The sequence below is a fragment of the Clostridium cuniculi genome (genome assembly GCF_004353185.1).
GTDB lineage: Bacteria > Bacillota > Clostridia > Clostridiales > Clostridiaceae > Clostridium > Clostridium cuniculi.
This window is the reverse complement of the sequence record NZ_SMUS01000015.1, coordinates 65,273-89,491: the sequence shown is the minus strand read 5'-3', so window position 1 is coordinate 89,491 and position 24,219 is coordinate 65,273. Positions and strand designations below refer to the sequence as shown.

The 24,219-nt window shown below is 25.8% G+C and carries 19 protein-coding genes and 1 riboswitch; of the genes, 3 read left to right on the top strand and 16 right to left on the bottom strand.

Annotation, left to right across the window (positions count from 1 at the left end):
• Positions 1–46: 46 nt before the first annotated feature.
• Both lepB and EJJ37_RS09610 read right to left on the bottom strand, forming a co-directional pair.
• On the bottom strand, positions 47–580 hold the full coding sequence (gene lepB / locus EJJ37_RS09615) for a signal peptidase I (protein WP_133015365.1): 534 nt from the start codon (positions 578–580) through the stop codon (positions 47–49).
• A 52-nt stretch (positions 581–632) separates the two neighbouring features.
• Positions 633–1,196, bottom strand: a complete 564-nt coding sequence (locus EJJ37_RS09610; RefSeq protein WP_133015364.1) for a hypothetical protein — start codon at positions 1,194–1,196, stop codon at positions 633–635.
• A gap of 200 nt (positions 1,197–1,396) precedes the next feature.
• On the opposite strand from EJJ37_RS09610, the gene dusA reads away from it, so the two are divergent.
• Positions 1,397–2,437: a tRNA dihydrouridine(20/20a) synthase DusA gene (gene dusA, locus EJJ37_RS09605; RefSeq protein ID WP_133015363.1), complete on the top strand. Its 1,041-nt coding sequence runs from the start codon at positions 1,397–1,399 to the stop codon at positions 2,435–2,437.
• A gap of 131 nt (positions 2,438–2,568) precedes the next feature.
• Here the strand turns inward: dusA and EJJ37_RS09600 are convergent, their stop codons facing one another.
• Positions 2,569–3,366, bottom strand: a complete 798-nt coding sequence (locus EJJ37_RS09600; RefSeq protein ID WP_133015362.1) for an HAD family hydrolase — start codon at positions 3,364–3,366, stop codon at positions 2,569–2,571.
• A gap of 123 nt (positions 3,367–3,489) precedes the next feature.
• Here EJJ37_RS09600 and EJJ37_RS09595 point away from each other — a divergent pair, with 123 nt between their 5' ends.
• On the top strand, positions 3,490–4,254 hold the full coding sequence (locus tag EJJ37_RS09595; protein WP_133015361.1) for a DeoR/GlpR family DNA-binding transcription regulator: 765 nt from the start codon (positions 3,490–3,492) through the stop codon (positions 4,252–4,254).
• 170 nt (positions 4,255–4,424) lie between these two features.
• Entirely contained in the window at positions 4,425–5,444 is a 1,020-nt protein-coding gene (locus tag EJJ37_RS09590) for a M50 family metallopeptidase (RefSeq protein WP_133015360.1), read from the top strand.
• 84 nt (positions 5,445–5,528) lie between these two features.
• On the opposite strand, the gene EJJ37_RS09585 is transcribed toward EJJ37_RS09590, so the two are convergent.
• From EJJ37_RS09585 to EJJ37_RS09525, 13 genes are all read right to left on the bottom strand, one after another.
• A complete protein-coding gene (locus tag EJJ37_RS09585; RefSeq protein ID WP_133015359.1) occupies positions 5,529–6,545 on the bottom strand; it encodes an alpha-hydroxy-acid oxidizing protein in 1,017 nt (338 codons plus the stop codon).
• A gap of 192 nt (positions 6,546–6,737) precedes the next feature.
• Positions 6,738–9,020, bottom strand: a complete 2,283-nt coding sequence (locus tag EJJ37_RS09580) for a bifunctional diguanylate cyclase/phosphodiesterase (RefSeq protein WP_133015358.1) — start codon at positions 9,018–9,020, stop codon at positions 6,738–6,740.
• Positions 9,021–9,200: 180 nt separating this feature from the next.
• A riboswitch (cyclic di-GMP riboswitch) is annotated at positions 9,201–9,283 on the bottom strand.
• A 97-nt stretch (positions 9,284–9,380) separates the two neighbouring features.
• Positions 9,381–10,436: an NAD(P)H-dependent flavin oxidoreductase gene (locus EJJ37_RS09575; RefSeq protein WP_133015357.1), complete on the bottom strand. Its 1,056-nt coding sequence runs from the start codon at positions 10,434–10,436 to the stop codon at positions 9,381–9,383.
• A 267-nt stretch (positions 10,437–10,703) separates the two neighbouring features.
• A complete protein-coding gene (locus EJJ37_RS09570) occupies positions 10,704–11,537 on the bottom strand; it encodes an aldo/keto reductase (RefSeq protein WP_133015356.1) in 834 nt (277 codons plus the stop codon).
• A gap of 10 nt (positions 11,538–11,547) precedes the next feature.
• Positions 11,548–12,219, bottom strand: coding sequence for a ribose 5-phosphate isomerase A (gene rpiA, locus EJJ37_RS09565; protein WP_133015355.1), 672 nt, complete (start codon positions 12,217–12,219; stop codon positions 11,548–11,550).
• A 31-nt stretch (positions 12,220–12,250) separates the two neighbouring features.
• Positions 12,251–13,105, bottom strand: a complete 855-nt coding sequence (locus EJJ37_RS09560) for a MurR/RpiR family transcriptional regulator (RefSeq protein ID WP_133015354.1) — start codon at positions 13,103–13,105, stop codon at positions 12,251–12,253.
• A 186-nt stretch (positions 13,106–13,291) separates the two neighbouring features.
• Positions 13,292–14,935: a potassium/proton antiporter gene (locus EJJ37_RS09555; RefSeq protein ID WP_133015353.1), complete on the bottom strand. Its 1,644-nt coding sequence runs from the start codon at positions 14,933–14,935 to the stop codon at positions 13,292–13,294.
• Positions 14,936–15,107: 172 nt separating this feature from the next.
• Complete coding sequence (gene hdhA, locus EJJ37_RS09550) at positions 15,108–15,920, bottom strand: 7alpha-hydroxysteroid dehydrogenase (protein WP_133015352.1); 813 nt, start codon at positions 15,918–15,920, stop codon at positions 15,108–15,110.
• Between the two features lie 110 nt (positions 15,921–16,030).
• Positions 16,031–17,506, bottom strand: coding sequence for a protein adenylyltransferase SelO (locus EJJ37_RS09545; protein ID WP_133015351.1), 1,476 nt, complete (start codon positions 17,504–17,506; stop codon positions 16,031–16,033).
• 97 nt (positions 17,507–17,603) lie between these two features.
• Complete coding sequence (locus EJJ37_RS09540; protein WP_133015350.1) at positions 17,604–18,440, bottom strand: hypothetical protein; 837 nt, start codon at positions 18,438–18,440, stop codon at positions 17,604–17,606.
• Positions 18,441–18,647: 207 nt separating this feature from the next.
• The gene (locus EJJ37_RS09535; protein WP_133015349.1) at positions 18,648–20,624 is read right to left on the bottom strand and encodes an ATP-binding protein; all 1,977 of its coding nucleotides are present in this window, start codon (positions 20,622–20,624) and stop codon (positions 18,648–18,650) included.
• A gap of 211 nt (positions 20,625–20,835) precedes the next feature.
• Positions 20,836–22,524: a peptide ABC transporter substrate-binding protein gene (locus tag EJJ37_RS09530; RefSeq protein WP_133015348.1), complete on the bottom strand. Its 1,689-nt coding sequence runs from the start codon at positions 22,522–22,524 to the stop codon at positions 20,836–20,838.
• A gap of 525 nt (positions 22,525–23,049) precedes the next feature.
• A complete protein-coding gene (locus EJJ37_RS09525) occupies positions 23,050–24,129 on the bottom strand; it encodes a M42 family metallopeptidase (protein ID WP_133015347.1) in 1,080 nt (359 codons plus the stop codon).
• Positions 24,130–24,219 lie beyond the last annotated feature (90 nt).

The following is a 24,219-nucleotide window of genomic DNA, read 5'->3' as shown; positions in this document are numbered from 1 at the left end:
TGTCGCACTAATTATTTAGTGCGACAGCCCCTTTTTAATTACTTACTCAATTTATAAATCCAAAATCTTTAAATGGAAATATTTTTATAAATGCTCTTCCATTTATATCACTAAAATCTATATATTTATTTGTCCAATATCTAGAATCAAATGAATTTCCTCTATTATCTCCTAGAAAAAAATATTTTCCATCTGGTACAGTATATTCTCCAGTAAAATAATCTTGATTTTGAATATAATCTTCATTTAAAACTTCACCATTTACGCTAACAATACCATTATCTATTATAATATTATCATTTGGTAAACCAATTAATCTCTTTATCATTAACTCATCTTTTTCCTTAGAATAAAAAATTATTAAATCCCCTCTATTAAGAGTTTCTTCATTATATATCCTACTTGCAAATAATCTATCCCCTACTTCTAAAGTAGGAACCATTGACTCACTTGGAATCTGAATTTGAAATAGTAAGAATTTATTAATTAAAAATGCTAAAATAATAGCACAAATAATTGGAATAATCCAATCGTAGAAAAGTTGTAAGAAAGAACTACTTTTCTTTGTTATTTTCGTCATAATATTCCCCCATAAATACCATATAGATTGTCCAATAAATATAATACTTTATTTATTGAAGTAATTCATTATTATTCTCATCAAAATATTTTACATCTAAACGAATGCCTGCACTTTCATCATCAGTTAAATTTTCTTTTATTAAAACCATAGATTCTTTTCCAATTTCTAAATTTGCATTATATTTATAGACATCATTTATTGTAATTTCAACCCTAGAAACTTTTTTACCATTGGATATCACAATATAGCCATACTTAGCATTAGTTATATCGTTATAATTTTGATAAATTATTCTGTAATTTGAAATTCCTAAGCCATCTATAGGTATATCCAATTTATTAGCTTGATTTAATACATAGTTCCCTTCATTATCCTTTTCATATACAAAAACACCTTGAGTATTATCAGTTGAAAAACCAACTATTTTCGTGTCTGCAACATAAATTTCATCTATAACATAAGAGCTGTATTCATCAACTATACTTTCTAATTCTTCTTTATTAATATCCTTTAATTCTTCATTATTTTTGTTTAAATAAACTTTAGATTCTACACAACCTATAAGAAATAAGTTTGCTAAAACAACTAAAATTAATAATATAATCCTTTTCATAGGTTTCCTCCCTTTTATAGTAAGAAGATACTTAAATTATATTTTATTATGTATATTTTAATTATACACTTAAAATGGTAATAAAATCTATATCTTATATTAATTTATGTTAAAAAAGCATCTAATTTATATAATTAATTAAACTTTTATATGCTATAATAAATCATAATAAATTTCTTTAAATTGAAAGGATACAAAAGATGGAAAAGTATATTTCTAATATAAAAACACCTAAAATAAGTATTGCACCTATGGTAGATAAATCACATAGACATTTTAGATATTTTTGTAGAATAATGAATAAAGAAGCTCTTCTTTATTCAGAAATGGTAACTGCACAAGCGATAATTAATGGAGATTTAGATAAAATTCTTTATTTTAGAGAAGATGAAGGAAATGTTGCTCTCCAAATAGCTGCTTCAAATCCAGAAGATGCTTATAAAGCAGTTAAGCTTGCTGAAAAATATAACTATTCAGAAATAAATTTAAATTGTGGATGTCCTTCTGATAGAGTATCAGGAAATCTTATGGGGGCAGCTCTAATGTCAGATAAGAATCTTGTCTATGAAATATTATCAGCAATGAAAGAGGCAACAAGTAAGCCAATAACAATAAAGCATAGAATTGGAATTGATGGTACTGGAGTAATTGATAATAAAAACAATAAAATTATAATGAGAGGTTATGAAGATTTACTAGATTTTTTAGAAACAGTATCTAAAGCACAACCTGATAGATATACTGTTCATGCACGTTCAGCTATATTAAAAGGGTTAAGTCCTAAAGATAATAGAGAAATTCCACCTTTGGATTATGATATAGTTTATAAACTGAAACAAGACTTTAGCTATTTAAATATAGAGATAAATGGTGGATTTAAAAGTTTAGAAAGCATTGAAGATGCATTAACAAAAGTTGATGGAGTAATGATTGGAAGAGCTGCATATGAAGATTGTTATCTTTTGGCCAATTTAAATAAAATTAATAATAAAAATAAAAGTACTGAATCAATTTCACGTGGAGAAGTTATAAAAAGATATATACCATATGTTCTTGAGGAGCTTGAAAAAGGTAGTAATGTACATGCTTTAGCTGCTCCACTTCAAAGTTTATTTCAAGGACAAAAAGGAAGTAAAAAATTTAAACAATTATTGTCATCATCGAATGTAAAACCTGAAACTTTAATAGATATATTAAATAATATATTAGAAGTTATGCCACCTGATATATTATGGAATTAATATTAAAATTATAATAAAAAAGTACTTATATATACTTAAATTTAATATAAATTTTAAGTAATAAAAGTACTTTTTATATAATTAATATTTTTTCACATTGATTTATTAGTAAATTTATAGAAAGAAGTTTTTTAAATATTAAAAATAAATTCTTCTATACCAATCGCAACGCCATCATTATGTACTGTATCGGTAATTTTACTAGCATATTTTTTAACTTCATCTTCTGCATTTCCCATGGCTATACCACATGCTACTGTTGAAAGCATTTCTATATCATTTTTACCATCACCAAAAGCATAGCTATTTTCAATATCAATATTAAGATGTTCTAAAACTTTAAGTATTCCTGTTGCTTTTGTGTTTTTCTTTGAATATAATTCAAATGACTTTAAAGCAATACTGTTAACATAGTCATATTCTTCATTTCTTTGAACTATTTCTAAACATGAATTAACAACTTCATCATTTGGACACATCATTTCAATTTTATAAGTTTTGATTTCATCTAAAGAAAATTCATCTTTTATTAATTCTTTAGAAACACCTACTGTATCATAAAATTCATAAAATTCTTTGAAGTTTTTTTTCATATAAGAATAGTATTCACCTTCTAATATATATTGAATATTAAGTTCTTCTAATTCTTTCACTAAATTCTTTACAAATTCAATATCTATATGCTCACTATATATTGTTTCATTATTTATAATTACATGAGCTCCATTTGCTAAAATATAACCATCAAATCCAAAATCTAAGATTGATTTATTTAAAAATGCATATGGTCTTCCAGTTGAAATAAATACATAATGACCTTCTTTTTGAAGAGAACGAATTGCTTCTTTAACTCTTGGTGTAATATCAACTATTCCACCAAAGTAATCTAATAATGTTCCATCAATATCAAAAAATATAGCTTTTTTCATTAAATCCCCTCCATTCCTAATCTTTCTTATTTTATCCCACTACTTCCTTGTTGTCAATTGACTTAATATAAACAATATAATAAAATGGGAATAAATAAGAAGTGAAATTAAAGGAGATTTAAAATGTTTACTGAAGAACGTCATAAGTATATATTAGATCTATTAGATAAAGATGGAAAAATATTTGTAAAAGATCTAAGTAAAGAGTTTAAAGTAAGTGAAAGTATGATTAGAAAAGATTTAAAGGTATTAGAGAGAAAAAATTTACTTCAGAGAACTTATGGTGGTGCCATTAATATAGATAATAGTGCTATTAAAATAAAGACTTTTAATAATCGTATTAGTGAGAATATAGAATTAAAAAATATAATAGCTAAAAAAGCTTTTGATGAATTAGATAATAATGACACCATTTTTTTAGACTCCTCTACTACTTCTTTTATGATTGCAAAGTTAATTGTAGAAGATAATAAGCAATTAACTGTAATTACTAATATGTTTGAAATAGCGTCATTAATTACTTCTGACTCTATTACAAAATTTATTTTTATTGGTGGAGATTATAATTCATATGTTGGTGGTAGTATTGGATCTCATGCTATTGAGCAAATAAATAATTATAGATGTAATAAAGCATTTTTAGGATGTACAGGAATTGATCTTAGAGATGGAACTATAAGTACTTCACTTTCAGAAGATGCTGCTACTAAGAAAGCAATTACTAATATTTCAGATAAGTTATTTTTAGTTGCTTTAAATGAAAAATTTAAAAAAAATGGTTCATTTAAATTTTCTAATTTACTTGATTTTTATGGAATAATCACCGAGAAATTACCTGATAAATCAATAACTGTAAATCTTAAAGAATATTATGTAAACATAATTTAAGATATTAAAATAAATTTATTATTTTAGTATTGTAAATCATACTTCTTTTATAATTAAGCTTATATTATATAATATACCAATTTATCCTTTTATAATATTAATTAATAAGTAATTTTTTCTTTAGATAAAGAATAACAATTAAGTATACATAATTAATTAAGGAGGAAAATATGTATATTATTATAGCTATACTTGGTTTTAGTTTATTAGTGATTGTTCACGAACTTGGTCATTTTATTATGGCAAAGGTAAATGGAATAAAGGTTGAAGAATTTTCAGTTGGGATGGGGCCAGAGATATTTTCAAGAAAAGGTAAAGAAACAAGATACTCATTAAGACTTTTTCCTATTGGAGGGTTTGTTAGTTTATTAGGTGAAGAAGAAGTTGTAGATGATGAAAGAAGTTTTTCAAATACTACTCCACTAAGAAAGATTTCAATTATATTAGCTGGTGCCATAATGAATATTATTTTTGCAATTATAGTATTCAGCATGATTATTTCACATAGAGGATTTAATGAGTTAAAAATCAGTAAGCTATCTGAGAACTCACCTGCTATTAATTCAGGATTACAAATTAATGATGAGATTATAAAGATAGATGGAGACAAGGTTTATACTCCTACAGATGTCACTATGGCGATTCAACTTTCTAATGGTAATCCTATAAATTTATTAATAAACAGAAATGGTGAAAGGATAGAAATTACTCTTACTCCTGAGTTGATTGAAAAAAACGGTAATAAAGTTTACCATATTGGATTTTATTATAGTGCTATTAAAGAGCCTACTATTATTCAATCAATAAAACAATCAATTAAAGAAACAGCTTCTTTAATTAATCAAACTTTTAAAAGTCTTAAACTTATTGTTTCAGGGAATGTAAATTTAAAAACTGATGTGGGTGGACCTATTACTATAATAAGAATGTCAACTCAAGCTGCTAAAAATGGTCTAGTGTCTCTTGGATATTTATTAGGTTTTATTAGTGTTAATTTAGCTGTATTCAATTTATTACCTTTTCCAGCATTAGATGGAGGATGGGCAACTGTTACTATTATCGAGATAATAACAAGAAGAAAACTTCCTGATAAAATTGTTGGTGCTGCAAACTATGTAGGATTTATTATTTTAATGGGAGTTATGATTATAGTAACATTAAAAGATGTATTATTTCCTATTAAACTATAATTATAAAAGAAGTATCATCAAATTAAGAGGATTTGATGATACTTCTTTTATAAACTCTTTATTATTTATAATATAAATATAGCTTTATTTTCTTATCATATCCCTAGATATATCATTAAGTGAATAAGCACCACACATGGACATTGTATCTTCAAGTTCAGAAGCTAGCTTATCAATATATGTTTTAATACCTTCTGCCTCACCACCATAAAGTGCAGTAACAAATGTTCTGCAGATAAGAACCCCATCTGCACCTAATGCTAATGCCTTAAATATATCTACACCAGATCGTATACCACCATCAACGAAAATCTTCATTGAATCTCCAACAGCATCAACAATATCTGCAAGAACTTCTGCTGTTGCTGGACATTGATCTAATACTCTTCCCCCATGATTAGAAACTACTATTGCATCTGCTCCAGCTTCCTTAGCCTTTAATGCTCCCTTCACTGTCATAATCCCCTTAACAATGAAAGGAAGATTTGAAAGTTTTATTATTTCCTTAAGTTCTTCTACTGATTTTGCACCAGCTGGTGGATTCATATTCTTTAAAAATGGAAGTCCTGCAGCATCAATATCCATTGCAACTGCAATAGCTCCACTATCTTTAACTAACTGCATTTTCTCTTTTATAGTATCAAGATTCCAGGGCTTAATAGTTGGAATTCCTAACCCACCAACAGTTTTTATTGATGTAGTAGCAGATTTCATAACTTCTGGGTTAATTCCATCTCCTGTAAAAGCTAGTATACCATAATTAGCACATGCTGATACTAAAATATTATTGTATGACACGTCATTATATTTATCTCCATAATGTAAATTAACTGCCCCTACTGGTCCTGCAAAAAATGGATACTTAAATTTCTTACCAAATAAATCTATACTCATATCTATAGGTTTGCTTTCAGTTAATGTATCCATATTGATACGTATTTCTTTCCACTTATCATAATTACGAATTGCTGTATCTCCAATCCCCTTAGCTCCTGGACCTGGCATTGTGTTTCTACAGACTCTACCATTACATTCTGTACAAGCCTTACAATAATCACCAATACAATTTCTAGCATTTTCTAAAACTTTATTATAACTCATAATTTAACATTCCCCCTTAACTTTAAAGTTTCTAAATATTTTAAAATATAGCTTGTATTTATTATATAATATTTTAAATACTACAGCTACCAAGATTTCTATTATGATCATTTTAAAACAAAAAACTTTTATCAAAGAATAAAAATGAGAGTATTATTGAGTTTAATTCATTAATACTCTCACTTACTTTATTTATAATAATTTTAATAATTCATCTTCTTCTAATACCTTTGACAAATAGTATCCTTGGAAGAAGTTACACCCTATATTTTTAAGTTCATTAAATTGATCTTCAGTTTCTACTCCTTCAATTACTACTTTCATATTTAATAAATTAGAAATTCTCTTTATATAACCAACAATTACAAATTCATTATCAGATGCATTATCTATAAATAATTTATCTATTTTTAAAATATCTAATTTATATTTTTTTAAATAACTAAAAGAAGCATATCCTGTTCCAAAATCATCTAGTGCTATAGCAATTCCTAATTTACGCAAACTTAAAATATTATTTTTAACTATTTCACTATCCTCTAAAAGAACTGATTCTGTTATTTCAAAATAAATTTTATTTGGCTCTATATTATATTTATTTAAAATTTTTGTTACTTTTTCAATAAAATCAAGCTCTAATAATTGAATTGGAGATACATTAATTCCAATAGATATTTTTAATTGATTTTTATTAATAAATTTACATACACTTTCAATAATCCAATATCCTATAGGAATAATTTCTCTAGTTTCTTCTGCATAATGAATAAAATTATCAGGCCTTATCATCCCTAAAACTTTATTATTCCATCTTATTAAAGCCTCTGCTTTTACTATGTACTTATTTTTATCAAATATAGGTTGATATTTGATAATCAACTCATTATTTTCTATGGAATGCTTTAATTGATTTTTTAGTGTTTCTATGTATATCATATTTCTATATATATTATCATTAAAAAATAATAATTTATATGGGGTATTATTGCTCTTACTTGTATACATCATAAAATCACTTTTATTTATTAAATCCTCAAGATTTCCACCATCTCTAGGATATACAGCTATACCACTGGAAAATTCGATAGTTATTTTTATGCCTTCTTGAATTTCTATAGGATCTTTAAATTTAGGTATTATTTCATTTTCGTAATAATCTATAAACTGTGAATCACCTTTGAAATCTTTATAAATAATTATAAATTCATCACCTGAATATCTTATTAATTCTCCCTTTTCACCTAATGTTTCTTTTATAATATTGCTAAAAGTAACTAATAGTTGATCACCTACAGAATGACCAAATATATCATTAACTTTTTTAAATTTATTTAAATCAATAAATATTAATGCGAATTCTTTATTTTTTTCTATTAACTCTTTACAAATTGAAGTTAATTTCTTCCTATTAGCCAACCCTGTTAATGTATCATGATAAATAAGAGATTGTATTTTATTATCAAATGATTTTCCTAATCCAGCTGAAATAACTTCTAACTGTTTAAATTCATCCATATTATCTAAAGAAACATTATCATCAGTATCACTTAAATTCCCCATTAATTTTTTTAATTTGTCTATTGATTGTAATGCAGGTCTAAAAGCAACTTTAATACTAATGATTAAACTAATTGATATAATTAATCCAACTAAAATTACTATTATTTTAGTAGCAATTAAAAGAGGTTTTACTAAAGAATCATTTTTTATAGAATCCTTGTCAAATAAAAATAAAATTCCATTTCCATTAGATAGTATATTATTTGCGTATTTAATATAGTATTTATTGTTGTTATTATTTTCCTCAATTAATTTATCTACATTCTGCTCCTTCGTTGCAATTGCTTGTAAATCTCCTATATAAAAGTTTGATTCTAAACCACTTAATAGATCTTCTACAAACATATCTAATACAGCAGCCCCTAACAATTCTGTCTTATCTTCTGTATAGATAAAGGAAACAATTGCTATGGTATCCTTCCCAGTACTAAAATCTTTATGCATTTCTGTTATAAAATTATGTTCATTTAATGATAAATACTCTTCCTTAAACCATGGTCTATCAGTTAATTTAAAATTATTGTAAGTCATACCTTTAGAAAATAAATAATCTCCAGATAAATTTATTAAATTAATTGTATCTACAAACTTTGATGATTCTAAATTTTGTTCATATAAATTAATTTGCTCCATTATAATAGATTTTTCTTCATTATCTAATTGATCAAAAGATGGATTATTAGCAAAAATTTCTATAATTTTATCATTTTCTGATATTTTTTCAGTTGTTGATCTTAGAAGACTTATATCTTTTTCTAGTTGAAGGGTAGCTTGCTTAAAATGAACATCACTAGTTAATTTAACATCATTATCTAGAATAATATTTATTAAAGCAGTGCTTGCCACTATAAATATAAACATAAAAATAATAGCTATAATAATCAATTTACGATTAATCTGAAATTTATCTTTCACTAATATCTCCTCCTGGCGTAAATAACTAATTTTTAATGAATATCTTATTTAACATAATTATTCTCCCAAAATCTATATCTCAAAACCTACATAGTTTATTTTTGAAAACATTTCCAAGGATTATAAATTCCTTGCGTTAACACCACCTTAATAATATTTTTTATAAAAAAAACCGACTGATAACAATCAGTCGGTTGTACCAATAACTCCATATATTCCAGGTACCCAAATATAGAATATACTTCCCCGTTCCTTAACTAAAATTATTCTAACATCATAATTAAATTTATGTCAACATCTTCAACAGATAATTTTAAAAAAAGAGTTGAATTTCAACTCTTTTTTAATATATTTGTTTTACTAATATGCCAACTCTTGAATCAACTCTTTAACAGTAGTAATTTTATCTAGTCTATAAGCATTTTCTCCACAAAATACTAGTGAATTTTCTACATCGCCTTTTACTGCACGGACTAATGCACCAGTTATACAATATGGTATAGTAGCCATATCACATTTCTTTAAACACTTATAGCACTTATTGATCTTTTCATTTGTTAACTTTCTTTCTTCCATAAACTTATTACTTATAGCACGCCCTGGCATACCAACTGGACTTTTCACAATCATTATATCCTCTTTTTTAGAATTTATATACGCCATTTTAAAGTTTATATGTGCATCGCATTCTTCAGTAGCAACAAATCTCGTTGCCATTTGAACTCCTGAACATCCTAAGCTAATATAATGCTCTATATCATTTCTATCATAAACTCCACCAGCAAATACTACTGGAATCTTTTTATTATATTTTTCTTCATACTCTTTAACAATATCTATTATTTCAAGAACTTCTTTATCATATCCTTTAGACACATATTCTAATATGCTATCATTAGAAAATCCTAAATGTCCACCAGCCTTTGGTCCTTCTATGATTACCATATCTGCAGTTCTTCCATAACGTCTATCCCACATTTTAAGAATAACACTAGCTGACTTTGGGGGTGATACTATTGGGGCCAGTTTTATATTTGATCCTTCTGTGAATTTAGGTAAATCAGTTGGTAATCCTGCACCAGATATAATTAAATCTGCACCATTATCTATAGCACACTTTACATAATCTTCATAATTTCGTGTTGCCCACATAATGTTAACACCTATTATTCCATTATTTGATATAGACTTAGCTCTCTTAATATGTTTTCCTAAGGCTCTTATATTAGCCTTTAAAGAATCTATTCCAAAATCAGACTCTAAATACCCTGGTTGTGCAGCTGATATTACTCCTATTGCTCCTTCTTTTGCTACAGCTCCTGCAAGTGAAGATAAACTTACACCTACTCCCATTCCCCCTTGTATTATTGGTACTTTTGCAATTAAATCTCCTATTTTTAATGAATTTAATTTCATATATTAATCCTCCTAGTATATCAAACTTAATCATGTAGTTTTAAAAACTACCTATTATATATAAGTATATATGCATTATAAATATATGTCAATATATAATAATTTAAGAAAATTATTCTTAAATTTAATTATAAAAAAACACATATGTATAATAAAATTCCCTATATAAAATAATATTAGTTATCCATTATACGTATGTGTTTATACAAATTTATATTTTGTTCTTTTTACTATTTATTAGTTCTGTAATACTATCTTAAAATTTTATTAAAACTTAAGATATGTTGTATTTTCAGGTACTCCGCTCACAGATACATTATCTCCTTCATTTAATAAATCTATAGTTCTTATATCATCATTAGAAAGTTCAAAATCAAAAATATTTAGATTTTCTTTTATTCTTTCTTCATTAGATGACTTTGGTATAGGAATTACTCCTCTTTGCACGTGCCACCTTAATATTATTTGAGCTATTGTTTTTTTGTATTTTTCGGCCAGTCCTATCATTAATTCATTAGAGAATAATTTTCCTCTCATTATAGGACTCCATGCAACAAGTTGAATATTATTCTCTTCACAATAACTTAACATATCGTTTTTTGAACTTTGAGGATGAATTTCAATTTGATTTACCATAGGCATTATTTGAGCTGTTTTTTTCAATTCTTCTAAATGACCAATTTTAAAATTACAAACTCCAATTGATTTTACTTTGCCTGTTTTATAAAGATATTCAAATGCCTTCCAAGTTTCTAAATTTAGTTTATTTGGCCAATGTACAAGATATAAATCTATATAATCAACTTGTAATCTTTCTAATGATTTATTAAAGGCTTCAATAGTTTTATCATATCCATGATCATCATTCCAAAGCTTTGTAACAAGGAAAATATCTTCTCTATTAATTCCACTTTCTTTTATTCCATTTCCAATACCCACTTCATTACCATAAAAAGAAGCAGTATCAATTTGCCTATACCCTATCTTTAAAGCATATTTTATAATCTTCGCAGTTTCTTTATCATTTCCAGATTTATATGTTCCAAATCCAATAGAAGGCATTTTAACACCATTGCTTAATACTTTAAAATTTTCATTCATAATACATACCCTACCTTTTACTTTCAATTAATCTAACTCCATTTTCACCAACTACTAGTGCTTTTGTAACTATATTATAAAATAGTGAAGTATCTAGAACTCCTACTATTTTTTTTAGCTTATCATTTAATACAGAAATATCAATAATATCTTCTTTATTAAATTTAACATCCATAAGAAATAATCCATTATCACTAATTGTAATCCCATCTTTTGAATTACTTACTCTTAATTTAGGGTTTCCCCCTAATTTCTTAACTTCTTTTTCAACTATAGACTTACTTTCAGGTATTATTTCTAAAACAACAGGATATTTAAACTCAAGATTGTTAGAGACTTTACTTTCATCTACTAGTAAAATATACTCATCAGCCATACTTGCTATTATTTTTTCTTTTGTATGGATTCCTCCTCCACTTTTCAATGCATTTAGATCTTTATCTATTTCGTCACAACCATCAAATGCAACTGATATTGAGTCAACAGACCAAGTTGGTAATACTACTAGTCCATTTTCAATACATAATTTTTCAGTTTGAAATGATGGTGTAACAACTTTAACATCAAGTTCAGCTTCTCTTATATAAGAAACTAAATAAGAAATAGTAGTACCTCCTCCAAGACCAATAATAGATTTATCTTTAATATAATTTAAGGCTTCTTTAGCACACTTTCTTTTCAATTTACAGGCCCCCTTCTTTGTTTATAATAAATTATATTTTTTCATCTGCAATAGCTTGAGCATGTCTACTTATATTAGCATAAACATCATCTTTTCCAACAGTTAAGAAAAGATATAATATTTCGATTATAGTCATTGCTGAAATTCTAGAAAAATAATATTCGGATAAAAATAATTTTTCTCTAGTTGATGTTTTAATATGATAATTACAAACTTTTGCTAATGGAGAATTATCACTATTAGTTATACCTATAGTAGTTGCTCTTTTTTCTGATGCTATTTCTACTACGTCAATTAATCGTTTTGATTCACCAGAATTTGAAATAACTATAACAACGTCATCTTTTGATAAATTATATGTATATGCAATTTGAGTTTCCCAGATAGTATTAGTAACAGAGGGAATACCAATTTGATTTAATTTATAACATCCATCTAATGCAATAGGTATAGTATTACCAACAGCTACAAATTGAACAGTTTTTGCACTTTTTAATATGTGTAATATTTTTCTTAGCTCTTCTTCATTAATCATTGAAATTGTTTGTTTTAATTCTTCAATTTTATTAGCTAAAATATTATTAAGAGACTCTTTAATATTATTTTCACTAACGCTCCCTGAAATAGTAAACTCATCTTTTTTAGAATCAACTATTTCTTGTGCTAATGTTATTTTTAAATGATGAAATCCTTTCATACTACATTTTTTACAAAACCTTGTAATTGTTGCTTCACTAGTTCCAGCTTTTTCAGCTAATTCAGAAATAGTCATCTCAATTACTTTTGTTTTATTATCTAAAATGTAATCAGCTATTTTTTTTTCTGCATCAAAAAAATTATTATATTCTGAAAAAATTATATTAATAACTGATTTTATATTTTCCATACTAACACACCCTCATATTAAAATACTTCTTATTAAGAATATATCAATAAAAATTATTTTTGTAAATAAAGAGTTAAACAAAAATAATTTTTGTTTGCAAAATTTATTTTACTTAAAGTTTAATGTGTAATATGTAATCAAAATAAAAAGAGTAAGAAAATTTAAATCTTACTCTTTTTATAAATTTTATGCTATTATCATATTTTCTATATTTTTTAAATTATTAGCTGTAACAACCAATATATCTTCAGGCATTATAACCGTATTTCCATTTGGAACTATTACTTTATCCTTACGTTTTATCATAACTATAAGAATATCCTCTGTTAAAATAGAATCTTTTATAGATTTATTTGCAATTTTACTATCTTTACTAATTGAAATTTCCATTAAATTTGTACTTTTTCCTTCTTTATAATCATTAAAATTTAATAGAGTATTTCCAGAAAGAACTAAAGTATCTCCAGGTAAAATTACTGTAGATCCATTTGGTACAAATACGTCTCCTTTTCGTTTTATCATAACAACAAGTATGTCTTCAGGAATATTTGCATCCATGATACTTTTATTAGCGATAGGATTATTATCACTAATTGTAAATTCTAGTAATTTAGTACTTTTATCTTCTTTATAATCATTAAATGTTTTTAGAACAGATTCTTCATTATCAATTAAATCAAGCTTTCTTGCTATAGTAGGAATAAGAGTACCTTGTACTGCTACTGAGAATAAAGCCATGAAGAATATTATATGGAAAATATCATGGTTTATAGGAACGCCATATGTTACAGCAAAGATTGCAAAAACTATTGATGCAGCTCCCCTAATTCCAACCCATGAAATAAAAAGTTGTTGCTTAATTGGAACCTTAAACCAACTTAATATACTAAATGTTGCAATTGGTCTTGCTATGAAAATCATAAATATTGAAATAGAGATACCTTTAATCATTACAGATGGTAACTTTGAAGGAAATGCTAATAGTCCAAGTAAGAAGAATAATAAAATTTGCATTAACCATGATACACCATCAAAAAATTGAAAAATACTTTTTTTATGAGGTATTTTACTATTTCCTATGATAATTCCTGTTATATAAACACATAAGTATCCATTTCCACCTAAGTACTCACTTAAAGAATATGCTAATACAGCTATTGCAGTAATAAATATAGGATAAAAACCTTCTATCTCAAACTTAACATGCCTTAACAAATAAATAGATAACTTTGCTAATACAATTGAAGCTACTACTCCAACTATAATTTGACTTAATAACATAGGGATAATATTTCCATATCCTCCATTAGCCATTAGACCTAATATTATTATTGTAAGCATATATGCAAAGGGATCATTACTACCACTTTCAACTTCTAATATAGAAGCTATTGAGCCCTTAAGATTCAATTTTTGTGAACGCAATATAGCAAATACAGCAGCTGCATCTGTAGATGCAATTATTGAGCCTATAAGTAAGCCTTCTAATAGCGTCGTTTTAAAAACAAAGAAACAAAATAATCCTGTTAATCCTGCTGTTATAACAACTCCTAAAGATGACATAACTATAGATTGAACTGCTACAGGTTTAGCCATCTTCCAGTTAGTACCAAATCCACCGTAAAACATTATAAAAATTAATGCTATAGAGCATATATCACTTGCTAAATTATAATTATCAAAGTATATACCAACAATACCATCGGAACCAAATAGCATTCCAAGTACTATAAAAATAAGAAGAATCGGTACACCGAATCTATATAATATTTTTGTTGAAGTTATACATATTAATAATACTAATGCACAAATAATCATTAAATTTATCATATTTTTCCCCCTTTTTATAAAATTTATCAAATATCTTATTTTTTCTATATCGTACTATAATTTAGAAATAACTTCAATAATTTAGGGGCTAATTTACAATTTCTTTATAATTAATAAATAAGACATCCTATTTAAGTTTTAATAGGATGTTTTATTTATTAGTATTTATGAACTATTTCTGTTTTTCTTCAACCATTTTTCTTCCAACAAAATCTGCATATTGTGGAGTACCTAAATGATACCCACCAGATACCTCCATTATATGGCCAGTAATATAAGAAGACTCATCACTAGCAAAGAATAATACAGCATTAGCAATATCGTCTGGTGTACCTATTCTATTTAAAGGTACATGTGATAAGAATGATTTCCTAAAATCTTCTGGCATATTATCTAGTGCTGCATCTGTTGCTGTAAGGCCTGGTAATACAGCATTACACCTTATATTATTTCGTGCATATTGCATAGCTATTTGTTGTGTTATATTATTAACTCCAGCTTTTGATACTCCATAACCTATTCTAGAAATATCAGGAACTGAACCTCCTATTGATGAAATATTTATTATGCTACCTTTACCATTCTTAATCATATAAGGAACAACTAATTTAGAAACACGATATACACTTCCAATATTACTTTCTAATATTTCAAAGAAAGCATCTTCATCACCATTAACTAAATCATAATCTTTATCAGGGCGACCAGTTCCAAAATTATTAACAAGAATATCTATTTTACCTGCATTTTTTATTACATCTTCAACCATAGTTTTATAAGAATCAATTTTATATGCATCAAAATATACTGGTTTCATTTTTAAACCACTCTTAGCTAACTCATCACATATATCTTGAGTTACCTCCATTCTTCTAACTCCCATATATACAGTAGCCCCTTCACTTGCTAACTTTTTGGCAGAAGCTAATCCAATTCCTCTTGTTGCAGATGTTACTAATGCAACTTTGTTTTCTAATCTTTTCATATAAATTTCCTCCCTATACCAAATATAAATTTCACTTATTAAACAAAATACCACTTATTGGTAATTTGTTCAAGTATATAAGGAAATTAATTTTTTAAGTTAATTTAAATTTAAGTACCACAATATGTTTTATATGCGCAACTTGTAGGCTTAGGTGGTTTTGAATACTCTTCATTAATATTGGAATAATCATAAGGATTTTTAATTACATCTAAAAGATCATTCATACTGCTATAATCATTATTAGTAACTGCATCATGTAAAGCCTCTTCAACTTTATGATTACGTGGAATAATGGTTGGATTACTAATTTCCATTAGATGTTTAGATTCATCACGTGATTTATCTTGTCTTATCAATCTTTCTTCCCAAATTTTATACCATTTTTTAAAATCATCACTTTTAAATATTTCACTTTCTGATAAATTTCCTAATGTTAAATCACGAAAAGTATTTGTATAATCAGCTTTATAATTTTTCATAATATCTAAAAGAGAAAAAATAAGTTTACTATCCTCTTCTTCTGAATTAAATATTCCAAGTTTAGCTCTCATTCCATTTTCCCAATATTTATTATATAAGGTTCCATAATTAGATAATGATTTTTCTGCAACTTTAATAGCTTTATCTATGTCTTTATCTAATAATGGTAATAGTGCTTCTGCAAATCTAGCTAAATTCCACGCACCAATTTTAGGTTGATTACCATATGCATATCTTCCATTAATATCAATGGAACTAAATACAGTGTCAGGATTGTATGTATCCATAAATGCACAAGGTCCATAATCAATAGTTTCTCCACTTATTAACATATTATCCGTATTCATAACACCGTGAATAAATCCAACTAATTGCCACTTTGAAATAAGTAATGCTTGATTCTTTATAACTTCATTAAGTAAATAAAGATAAGGATTTTCTTCATAATTTTTTACTTCAAAATGTCTTTTTAAAGTATAGTCCGCTAATAATTTAAGATCCTCAATTTCACAAAAATTTCTAGCAAATTGGAATGTACCAACACGAATATGACTTTTAGCTATACGATCTAATATTGCACCAGGCAATAATTCATCTCTAACTATATCTTCCCCTGTAGAAATTACAGCTAGGCTACGTGTTGTTGGAATTCCTAAACCATACATTCCCTCACTTATAATATATTCTCTAAGCATCGGTCCTAAAGTTGCTTTTCCATCTCCACCTCTTGAATATGGAGTCCTTCCACTTCCTTTAATCTGAATATCAAATCTTTCTTTATTTTTTGATATTAACTCTCCTAAAAGAACTGCTCTACCATCTCCTAACATTGTAAAATGTCCAAATTGATGACCTGCATAAGCTTGGGAAATTGGGGTTGTATTTTTTAAAATTTTATTTCCTGACAAAAATTGTATTCCTTCATCACTTTGTAAAAACTCTTTATTTAATCCTAATTCTTCAGCTAATTTTCTGTTAAAAAATACCATTTTACAATTATCTACCTTACTTGGATTTTGAAATGAAAATAAACTTTTAGGAAGCTTTGAATATGTATTTTCTAAATTTAAATATTTATTTGGTAGGTTATTTTGGTAATTCATGTACCCTCCTTTTAAAACTTATATTTCTTAATATAATACTAAATTAATATTAAATATGTAATTTTTATAGTCTATGTATAGTTTATACATAGACCTTTCAATTATTCTTATGGTTTAGAATTTCAATATCATTTTTAATAGACATTTCAAAGCTACTAAAATCCACTCCAACTATATTTTTAAATGCTATATTAAAGTCATATTTCTTTAATTCAAGTAATAAATCAATAATTATATCTTCACTATGATTACTTATAATTTTATTTATTGAATATAAACTTTGTATATATTGTTTACCTGATTTTATTCTTGCCCAATCATTTGAAGTTGAAATATTATCAAATGGAATGAATTCTATATTATCATAATCTAAAAAACTTATACGATTAGATATATAATCTGCTATACCTTCATTTATCCATACAGGTACATCTTTTGATGATATATTATTTTCTCTTAAAAATTCTGAAAAATAATAATGTGATATTTCATGAAGTAATATTTCACTAAAATTTTCTTTGTTATTTAAAATATTCTCATAACTATCTACATAAATATAAATAGTTTTTATAGCATCAACATAATATGCTGATATATTATCAGTATTACTTTCAAATCTAGATAAAAATACATCTTTGTCATAGTCAAATTCTATTGTTAATGATACATTAACTTCATTAAATATTTTTTCACATTTTTGCTTTGAATCATCAATATATTCTTTTAGAACAGGAATTGCTTTTGATATATTATATTCATATAATATTTTAACACCATTATAATTAAATTCATTAAATTTAGAGCTATAACCATCTGGTTCTAAATTTGAAATATAACTAGTTGCAAAAACACTAATAATATCATCTATATTATTAATAGTATAATAGCATAACAAAAGTATACAAATTACTATTATTTCAACTAAGTATTTCATACTTACCTCATAAATAAAAATTATACATTCTGTTTATTAATATTATTTATATGTTAATAAAATGCATCCAATTTTATATTATTAAAACTTAATTTGCTTCATAAAATAATAAAAAAAGGACGAATTACTCATCCTTTCTTAATTATTTTACTATTAACATATAATTATTAACGTAAGATTTTTTATAAAATATCTGTTATTGAAATATTAAGTTAATATCTCATAAATATCAGAGAGCTCTAGTTCAATATCGCCATCATCAATATCGTAAATTTTAAATTCTTTATCTTCTAAATATTCATTTGGTAAAAAAATCTTAAAAGTAGCTCCTTCATTTAATTTACTTTCAACTTCAACATAACCATTATGAAGAACTAATATTGATTTTACTATGCTTAATCCTATGCCACTCCCCTCGTTCATTCTATTGAAAGATTTATCATTTTGAATAAACTTTTCAAAGATTATATGTTGAACTTCCTTAGATATACCAATTCCTTCATCTTTGATATTTATTTCAATAAATTTATCTCTTACAAATACATTTACATATATATTTTTATTTTCTTCTGTAAACTTTATTGCATTTGATAGTATATTTAATAATGCTCTTTGTATCATAGAGGAATCACACTTAATAAAACACTCTTCTTCATTAGTATCAAAATGTATATTAATTCTTTTTAATAATGCATATCTAACAACGGATAATGTTACATCTTCAACTACCGAAACGATGTTGTAATTGCCAAAGTTAGGTTTTAAAACTCCAGAATCTATTTTTGATACATCTATAATGTTATTTATTAATCTCATCATTCTTTTACAATTCAAATTTAATGTTTTATTATATTTTTCATATAGATATCTAAAATCTAATTCATTATTTTCTTTAAATTTATCAAGCAATTGTATTACAGAATATAAAATATTTAAAGGAGTTCTTAATTCGTGAGAAATATTGCATATAAATTCATTTTTTTCTTTATCATAAACTTTTAGCTTTTCTATCTCAAGCTCCATATTTATTTCATCTGATATATCTATATATGAAACTAATATATTTTTATTACTTTCTTTCTCGCCAATAATTTGAATATAACAATCAATTATTTTATTTTGATGCTCACTCTTTAATATTCCCTTCCAAAAACCATCTTTATATACTGATTTTTTAATTTCTTCATATCTATCTAAAAGCTGACCTTTATTCATAAATAGCTGTTGTAAACTCTTCGTATCTTCATTAATTGTATAATATTCTTCCTTAGCTTTTTTATTAGCATATAATACTTCTCCATTTTCTTTAAATAGAAACATATAATTATGTTTATTCTTGTCAACTAATTCATAAAAAACTTTTAGATTATTATTTAATATCTGGGTTTTATACATATACATATATAGTTCTACAAAACTTGCGATAATTACTAATCCAGAACTAATAAATGTCATTGATATTGAAACCAAACCTTGAGCAAATTCAGGTATATTTACTTTATAAAGATAATAAATATACTTCATTGCTAACATAAATAAACTTGAACTTAAAATAATAAATGAATATTCTTTTCCCTTTATACCTCTATAAAATAATATAATTGAAAATATACAATACATTATTATTAAAAACAAACTATATATAATAAAAAAATTATTTTCTAAGGGATCTTTAATAGTAAGTCTACTATCTAAAAAACTACAAATTAATGTAACAAATATCACTATAAATATAGATTTATATTTATGTTTTATTATCTTTTCCTTTAATTTTTTATTTGGGAAAATTGCAATAGAAATAATTATTTGTTTAAATAATGAAGATAATAAATTAGTATAGTGTAAAAAAATTAATCTTTCATTACTAAATTTAAATCCATCGAAAACTCCCATAACAATTCCAATAGCCATTGATAAGTATATTAAAGAAATAATAAATATGCTATCTTTTTTTAATCTAATATATAAAACTATACAGCTTACAAAGGCTAAAATTGATAGAATTGAATTAAAAAACTTAATAAACAAAATTATAGAATGTAAATATGTAACGTGATAATTCTTACCCCAAAAAATACTACTAAATTCAAAAAGTATTATTCCTAAAGTGATAAAAATTATATATATAAGTAAAGCTTTCTCTCTCTTTTTTAAACTACTTTCATCTATAATTATTTTCCCCATATATATCTCTCCCTTTAACTTATATCTAATACAACTTTAATACTATAACATAAAACTTGATATAATTTGAAGTTTTTTGTTTGAAAATAAATAATTGTAAAAAATTATTTTTATTATTAAAGAAATTAATAATAAAAAATATAGGATATATTAGTGAAGTACACTAATATATCCTATATCTATTTTACTTTATTTAATTCACAATATTTTATTATTCTATATAAGCTCCTTGTAAGTAAACAGTTCCTAAAACAGAAACTTGAATCCCTTTAACATTTTCATTCCATCCCATTACAGTTGTATAATAGTAAATTGGAAGTATAGGCATATCCTCCATTAATATATCTTCAGCTTCTCTTAATAATTCTTTTCTCTTATCTGTATCAGATTCAACTTTAGCTTCAGCAATTAATTTATCATACTCTGGGTTACTATATCCAGAATCATTATTACCACCGCCAGTTACAAATATATCTAAGAATGTCATAGGATCTGAATAATCTCCAATCCATCCTTGTCTTGCAATTTCATATCCACCTTGTTGTCTAGTATTTAAGAAAACTGCCCATTCTTGATTAGTTAGTTCTACATTTATTCCAATTTCAGCTAAGTTTTGTTGAACAATTTGACAAATATCTTTATGTGCACCTTCAGAGTTATACATTAATTCAATAGTTGGTATTCCTTCACCATTTTCATATCCAGCTTCTTTTAATAACTCTCTTGCTTTTTCAATATTTCCTTCCATATCTAAAGGATCATAATATTCTTTATCAGCAAATTCTGTACCATCAGGGTTATAAATTCCTTGAGGAACAAAGCTATATGCAGGAACTTGTTCTGCTTTACCAACATTATCAATTATTTCTTGTCTATCTATTGCTAAGTTTATAGCTTGTCTAACTAATTTGTTACTTAAAACTTCCTTAACATCATCAGACATATTATCTTGTTTACCAACATTAATACCGAAATAATATGTTCCAAGCTTTGGTGAAACATGTACCAAACCAGCTTCTTTTCCAGGTTCTATTTCATTTGGTGGAACAGAATTAACAACATCAAAGTTACCAGCTTGTAATTCTGAATAAGCAGTTGTTTCATCTGTTACAAGTTTAAATGTTAATTTATCTAATTTAATACTATCTTTATTCCAATAATTTTCATTCTTTTCAAATACTAATTGGTCTTTCATATCCCATTGTACCAGCTTAAATGCACCATTAGTTACATAAGTTTCTGGCTTTGTAGCCCATCCATCTGGATCTGCACTTACAATATCTTCTCTTAATGGAGCATAAGTTGGAAATGCTAATAATTGTTTAAAGTAAGTTGTTGGCGCCTCTAATGTTACTTCTAATGTATAGTCATCAATAACTTTAATTCCTACTTCATCAGCACTTAATTCTCCATTATAGTATTTTTCCGCATTTTTAATATAGAATAATTGATAAGCATACTCAGCTGCATTTTCTTTAGTTAATGCTCTTATCCAAGAATACTTAAAATTGTCTGCTACTACTGGTTCTCCATCAGACCATTTCCCATCTTTTCTTAATTTAATAGTATATACTAATCCATCCTCTGATACTTCAACACTTTCAGCTGCGCCCTCTACTGCATTATCATTTTCATCAAGTGTCATTAAACATTCGAATGCATTAAGTATTACTGTTGATGCTTCTGAAGCTGTATTTATTGTTGGATCTATTGTTTCAGGGTCAGCTCCTAAATTAAATACTAATTCTTGTTTAGTATCCTTATTTGTTGTAGTTTTAGATTCTGAGTTGGTATTATTCCCCTCATTTGAAGAAGTACTTCCACATCCAAAAAATAATGTTGTACTAAGAGTTGCAGCCATTAATACTGCACATAGTTTTTTTAGTTTTGAACTTTTCATCTTTAATTGCCCCCTTTGTATTTATAACTAAACTGCATTATGCAATTTATATCTTTTTATAATATATAAACCATATATTTACTCTTATAATTTCTGCCCCTAAAAGTATTTATAAGATTAAAATTATAAGCTAATGTTTAGATCTTACAACTTAATTCTATTTAATTACTTATGAACTAAAAATTGGTTAAGTTATAATTTAATTATAATTAAAATTTAATATTTGTCAAAAAAATTGTTAAAAAGAATATTGTTTTTTTAATATATTATTAAGTTTTTTTTATTATATTAATTAAAATGTCAATTTAATATTAAAATAATGTTAACGTTAACAATGGCTAATTCACTTAATTTACTCCTTTTTTTACCCATATGTGTTTTTAAAAAGTTATTTGAATTTCTTTATATTTAATATTGTTTTTTTAAAATTTAACATTTACCTATAAGTGAACATTTTTAACTATTTATACCATTTCACAAAGACACTTATAAAAAAAGAGAACCTTATGATTCTCTTAATTAACATTATTTTCTTAAAATATTATTTATAACTTCTTCAGTAAGACTTTTTATTACTTCAACAGCTAATGAGACTGATGATTCTATATCTTCTTTAGCACAATAGTTATAATGACTATGAACATACCTTGAAGGAATACCTAAAACTAATACTGGTACCGCTTTGGAAGTTAAGCTTATCTTTGCCGCATTAGTAGATCCCCCACGTCTAACCGCATTTTGATATTTTATTGAATGTTTTTCTGCAACTTTTTCTGCATGTCTAATAAATAAAGGATTTCCTATATAACCTTGATCCAGGTTTCTTATTTGTGTTCCATTTTTTAATACACCTTGTGATATATTTTTAGAATAATATAAATCATCTGCTGGTGATCCTTCAAACACTATTGCTAAGTCTGGTTTAATAATTTGCGATGTAACTTGTGCTCCTCTAGTACCAACTTCCTCTTGTGCTGCGAAAGCTCCAACAACATCTACCTCTAAATCACTTATTTCAGATAATGCTTTTAATGTTTCTATAATACAAAAACATCCTATTCTATTATCAAAAGCTTTGCCATAACAAACTCCATTTTTTTCATTAAAATCAAATTCAACTTTTGGAGCTATTGGATCTCCAACCCTAATATTAAAAACCTCTAAAACTTCTTCTCTACTACTAGCACCAACATCTACAAAGATATCCTCTATTTCTAATGAATTATTAACTTTTTCACTAGCGGTCATAAAATGAACTGGCTTAGAAGTTGTTATCCCTTTAATAAGTTCACCATCTCTATTTTTTACATAAACAGTATGTGCCGGAATATTTGTATTATGCCATCCACCTAATTGAACAATGCTTAATAAGCCATTATCATTAATAGCTTGGACCATAAATCCAACTTCATCAGTATGTGCATCTAACATAACAACTAATTTATTACCATCATAATTTTTTAGCCTTGCATAAACATTATTCATAGAATCATTTTCTACTATCATTTCATTACAGTGTTTCTTTATTACATTTGTAACTTCATCTTCAAATCCAGATGGTCCAAATGCATTTGATAATTCTTCTAAAATTTTGATGTTAATCATACTGTACCCCCTAAATAATAATTAGCATTTTAAATAGATATTATAATAACATCTTATGTTAAGTTATTATTCTTTAACACCTTATAATAT

Bases quoted from the DNA above. Each gene is read 5' to 3' on its own strand.
- EJJ37_RS09560 (WP_133015354.1), bottom strand. From the start codon at position 13,105: ATGGAAAATATAAAATCAGTTATTAATATAATTTTTTCAGAATATAAT.
- EJJ37_RS09545 (WP_133015351.1), bottom strand. From the start codon at position 17,506: ATGAATTACCAAAATAACCTACCAAATAAATATTTAAATTTAGAAAAT.
- EJJ37_RS09595 (WP_133015361.1), top strand. From the start codon at position 3,490: ATGTTTACTGAAGAACGTCATAAGTATATATTAGATCTATTAGATAAA.
- EJJ37_RS09575 (WP_133015357.1), bottom strand. From the start codon at position 10,436: ATGAAATTAAATTCATTAAAAATAGGAGATTTAATTGCAAAAGTACCA.
- EJJ37_RS09540 (WP_133015350.1), bottom strand. From the start codon at position 18,440: ATGAAATACTTAGTTGAAATAATAGTAATTTGTATACTTTTGTTATGC.
- EJJ37_RS09535 (WP_133015349.1), bottom strand. From the start codon at position 20,624: ATGGGGAAAATAATTATAGATGAAAGTAGTTTAAAAAAGAGAGAGAAA.
- EJJ37_RS09610 (WP_133015364.1), bottom strand. From the start codon at position 1,196: ATGAAAAGGATTATATTATTAATTTTAGTTGTTTTAGCAAACTTATTT.
- hdhA (WP_133015352.1), bottom strand. From the start codon at position 15,920: ATGAAAAGATTAGAAAACAAAGTTGCATTAGTAACATCTGCAACAAGA.
- EJJ37_RS09590 (WP_133015360.1), top strand. From the start codon at position 4,425: ATGTATATTATTATAGCTATACTTGGTTTTAGTTTATTAGTGATTGTT.
- EJJ37_RS09585 (WP_133015359.1), bottom strand. From the start codon at position 6,545: ATGAGTTATAATAAAGTTTTAGAAAATGCTAGAAATTGTATTGGTGAT.
- EJJ37_RS09555 (WP_133015353.1), bottom strand. From the start codon at position 14,935: ATGATAAATTTAATGATTATTTGTGCATTAGTATTATTAATATGTATA.
- EJJ37_RS09570 (WP_133015356.1), bottom strand. From the start codon at position 11,537: ATGAATGAAAATTTTAAAGTATTAAGCAATGGTGTTAAAATGCCTTCT.
- EJJ37_RS09525 (WP_133015347.1), bottom strand. From the start codon at position 24,129: ATGATTAACATCAAAATTTTAGAAGAATTATCAAATGCATTTGGACCA.
- dusA (WP_133015363.1), top strand. From the start codon at position 1,397: ATGGAAAAGTATATTTCTAATATAAAAACACCTAAAATAAGTATTGCA.
- EJJ37_RS09530 (WP_133015348.1), bottom strand. From the start codon at position 22,524: ATGAAAAGTTCAAAACTAAAAAAACTATGTGCAGTATTAATGGCTGCA.
- lepB (WP_133015365.1), bottom strand. From the start codon at position 580: ATGACGAAAATAACAAAGAAAAGTAGTTCTTTCTTACAACTTTTCTAC.
- EJJ37_RS09600 (WP_133015362.1), bottom strand. From the start codon at position 3,366: ATGAAAAAAGCTATATTTTTTGATATTGATGGAACATTATTAGATTAC.